We start from the raw sequence: 3,956 nt of genomic DNA, 5'->3' as shown, positions 1-3,956 counted from the left end.
CGCTGACCAGCGCCTTCAGCTCGGCCGGCGACAGCGCGTCAGGATCGGCGGGCGGGACCATGCGCCCGAGCGAATCAGACCAGCCGCCACCTGGGAAGGGCAAACTGCACCCTCGCCACAGGTTTTGCCCCTCTTACAAAGATCCATTATAAAGCACTGAAAATAAAAGAAAATATCTGAACACCTCTATACGTCTTGGAAGTGAAGAGATGAATATGCGTTTATCTGTTGCAGCCTTGGCCATCCTGATGGCGCCGCCGTTGCAGGCGCAGGAGACCGCTTTCGAACTGCCTGCCATCGTCGTGCAGTCGCGGCGCTTCGAGGAAGCGCGCAACCGCATCGCCCCCTCGCTTGGGGCCAGCCTTTATGAGCTGGATCGTGCCGCCATCACCGCGCTGCCACAGGGCGAGGCGGCGCGGTTGAGCGATGTGCTGCTGCAGGCGCCGGGCGTGGTCCAAGAAGCTTTCGGTGATCTGCATGTGCGTGGTGACCATCGGAACCTGCAATATCGGGTCAATGGCGTGCTGCTGCCCGAGGCAATCAGCGGCTTCAGCCAATTATTCGATGCGCGGGCGCTGCGTGGCGTTTCCCTCATCACCGGCGCGCTGCCCGCGCAATTCGGCTATCGCACCGCCGGTATCGTCGACATGACACTGCGTTCCGGCGCGGAGGACCGGGGCGGAAGCGCCAGCCTCTACGGCGGCAGCTTCGGCACGGTGCAGCCGGGTGCCAGCTATGGCGGCATGCTCGGCCCGGTGGAGGTCTTCGGCGCCGTCTCCGGCCTCCGGAGCGAGCGTGGTTTCGAGAACCCGACCCGCGGCCCGGTGGCGCTCCACAACGAAACGCTGCAAGGGCGGGGGCTCATTCATGCCGCGCTGCCGCTCGATGACCGCACTCGGCTCTCGCTGATCGCCGGCAGCGTGGTGGCGCGCTACCAGGTGCCGAACACCCCGGGGCTGGTGCCGGAATTCACTGCCTTCGGCCGCTCGGACTTCGACAGCGCCGCCCTGCGGGCGAAGCAGCTCCAGCGCAGCAGCTTCCTCATCCTCGCCGGCCAGCACGCGCTGGGCGAGGCCGACCTCCAGCTCTCCGCCTTCCTCCGCAGCTCCTCCGTGCGCTACCGGCCCGACGGGGTGGGCGACGTGCTGTTCGACGGCGCCGCCAGCTATGTCCGGCGCGAGAGCCTCTCCTTCGGCACCCAGGCGGATGCGGCCTGGCGGATTGCGGCGCGCCACACGTTGCGCGGCGGGCTCTTCCTCTCGCAGGATACGACGCGCAACGCGACGGACAGCACGGTGCTGCCGCTGGACGGTGCCGGCGGCACGGTGAATGCGCCCTTCGGCATCAGCGAGCGAGGCCAGGCGCGGCAACAGCTTTTCGGCCTCTATCTGCAGGATGAGTGGCGGCTGGCCGAGGCGCTCACCTTGAATGCCGGGGCGCGCTTCGACAGCGTCTCCGGCATCATCGAGGCATCGCAGCTCAGCCCCCGCGCAAATCTTGTCTGGTCGCCGGACGAGGCCACGACCATCTCCTTCGGCTATGCCCGCTACTTCACCCCGCCGCCGGCGGAGCTCCTCGGCCCGGTCGACATCCGCCGCTATCTCGGCACCACCCTCCAGCCCGCCACGCTCCGTGCCGACCCGGTACGGGCGGAGCGCTCGCACTACTTCAATCTCGGCCTGCGGCACCGGGTGAGCGAGAGCCTGACCCTGGGAGCGGAGGCCTATGCGCGCGCGGTGGAGGACATGCAGGATCTCGGTCAGTTCGGCCGGGCCTATATCTTCTCGCCCTATAACTACCGCCGCGGCCGGGTCTACGGGCTGGAGCTGACCGCCGATTGGCGCGACGGTCCCTGGCGGCTGTACGGCAACCTCGCCATCGCCCGCTCGGAGGGCAGGGGGCTGGTCTCCAACCAGTATTTCTGGAGCGCGGAGGAGCTTGCCCAGGTCGAGCGCAAATGGGTGCGCACCGACCATGACCAGCTCCTGACCGGCTCGGCCGGCGGCGCCTTCGAGGCCTGGGAGGGCGGCACGCTCTCCGCCTCCCTCATCTATGGCAGCGGCATGCGCAAGGGCTTCGCCAACAGCGAGGTGACGACACCCTATGTCACCCTTAATCTTGGCCTGGCGCAGCGCTTCACCCTGCCGGATGGTGGCGCCTGGACGGCGCGGCTCGACCTGCTGAACCTCTTCGACCGGGCCTATCTGCTGCGCGATGGCACGGGCATTGGCGTCGGTGCGCCGCAATACGGTATGCGCCGCGGGATCTTCGCCGGGCTCTCGCGGGAGATCTAGAGCGGGCCGCAGAGGGGCACAAAAGCCCGGCCCTGCATGGGTCGGCGCACGGCCGTCTGCAGCGCATGGCGTTCATGTCCGAACGCCGTCCGCTTTAGCCCGTTGTTTGCAGAGCGGAGGCAGGCGACGGGGCGTTCGCGTCCTCCGCGGTCCGCTCTAGAACAGCAGCCCCTTCTTCAGCAGGCCGTGCACGCCCTTCTCGCCGTTCACCGTCTGTGTCACATGGAAATCCACCGCCAGCGAGCAGAAGGCATAGGCCTGCTCGCGGGAGAGGTTGGTGCGGGCGACGATGAAGGCGATCATCTCCCGCAGCGCGCCCTTCATCGCCTGGTCCAGATCCTCATGCAGCCCCATGCTGATGAAATGCGTCGGGGTTTCCGCCCGTGGCATCTTCAGCAGCGGTGCGCTGCCGTCTGATTTGTGCAGGATGAAGGTGAGGCTGCCGTTCAGGCAGGTCTCCAGCGCAGTGACGCAGACCTCGCCATCGCCCTGCACGCCATGTCCGTCGCCGACCGAGAAATTGGCACCGGGGACATGCACCGGCAGGAACAGCGTACTGCCCTGCTGCAGCTCCTTGTTGTCGAGGTTGCCGCCATGGATGCGCGGCTCCTTCGAGGCGATGCGGCCGAAGGCGGGCGGCGGTGCCACGCCCATGACGCCGAAGAAGGGGTCGAGCGGCAGCTCCGTGCCCCAGGGCAGCCGGCAGGTGCGGCGGGCGCGGTCGATCGGGATGATCATCATCGCCGGCTCGTGGAAATCCTCCGGCAGGGTACCGGCGAGCGGGCGGATGGTGTTGTAGCCCCAGTCGGCGCCCGGCTCGATCCGCTCGATCCGGATCTCCAGCATGTCGCCCGGCATGGCGCCGGCGATGGCGATCGGCCCGGTGCAGATATGGCCGGCGGTCATGCCGGGGTTGGCGGCGATGATGGCGGCGAGCGCCGGCGGCACGGTCATGCCGCTGCCCGGCGGCGGCAGCACGGCTTCGCGGCCCGAGACGCATTCCACCTCCACCGTATCGCCCGAGGCGATGGTCAGCACCGGCGGGAAGCTGGCGTCGAAGGCGCTGATGCGGACGGTCTCAGGCGTGGCGCGCAGGCTATGGGTGGCCATTCGGGGCGGTCTCCGGGTCGGGCGAGGGCAGCAGCGTGGCGACCGTGCCCGGCAGCGTCAACGGCCTCAGGTGGAGCAGGCGGTGGAGGCGCTGAAGCCCGAAAGCTTCGAGGGCCACACCACCGGCGACACCACCAACAACCGATCGGCGAAATGGCCGTGGCGGCTGGATGACGAACGGCTGATGGACCCGTTCTACGAGCGCTCGCCGAAGGCTGGACACGACATCGCCCGCATCCACAAGGGAATGCTCCCGATCCAGGCGCGTTTCCCGCGGCTGCTGCCCTATGCGAATGTCGATGACATGGGGAATGCGGCGAAGAATTGGCCGCAGATCCGCTTCGTCAGCCACCATTCCGTCTGTCGCTTCGCCAGCGGCCCGGTGGAGTGAGGGCTGGAGCAGTTCGAGCGCACCGGCCGGCTGGAGTAAATGCGTCTAACAAAACTTGCTTTCATGCGTTACTGGGGGCATGGCGAAGCCCCTGGTTCCTGATGATCTCTGGGCGATGCTGGAGCCGCTGCTGCCGCCCGCACGGCCGAAGCCGAAGAGCG

Annotated in this window: 3 protein-coding genes; 2 read left to right on the top strand and 1 reads right to left on the bottom strand. The window is 67.6% G+C overall.

Going from position 1 to position 3,956, the window contains the following annotated elements; genetic code table 11:
• The first annotated feature begins 215 nt into the window (after positions 1–215).
• The gene (locus tag H7965_RS23665; protein ID WP_186773043.1) at positions 216–2,294 is read left to right on the top strand and encodes a TonB-dependent receptor; all 2,079 of its coding nucleotides are present in this window, start codon (positions 216–218) and stop codon (positions 2,292–2,294) included.
• Positions 2,295–2,450: 156 nt separating this feature from the next.
• Here H7965_RS23665 and H7965_RS23660 read toward each other — a convergent pair whose 3' ends face one another.
• A complete protein-coding gene (locus tag H7965_RS23660) occupies positions 2,451–3,404 on the bottom strand; it encodes an acetamidase/formamidase family protein (protein WP_186773042.1) in 954 nt (317 codons plus the stop codon).
• Between the two features lie 82 nt (positions 3,405–3,486).
• Between H7965_RS23660 and H7965_RS23655 the strand changes: the two genes are divergently transcribed.
• Positions 3,487–3,795 (top strand): hypothetical protein, encoded by a 309-nt coding sequence (locus H7965_RS23655; RefSeq protein WP_186773041.1) that lies wholly within the window; start codon positions 3,487–3,489, stop codon positions 3,793–3,795.
• Positions 3,796–3,956 lie beyond the last annotated feature (161 nt).

Source organism: Siccirubricoccus deserti, from assembly GCF_014283215.1.
GTDB classification, from domain to species: domain Bacteria; phylum Pseudomonadota; class Alphaproteobacteria; order Acetobacterales; family Acetobacteraceae; genus Siccirubricoccus; species Siccirubricoccus deserti.
Note: the sequence above shows the minus strand (reverse complement) of the source record. Positions and strands in the feature narration are given on the sequence as shown.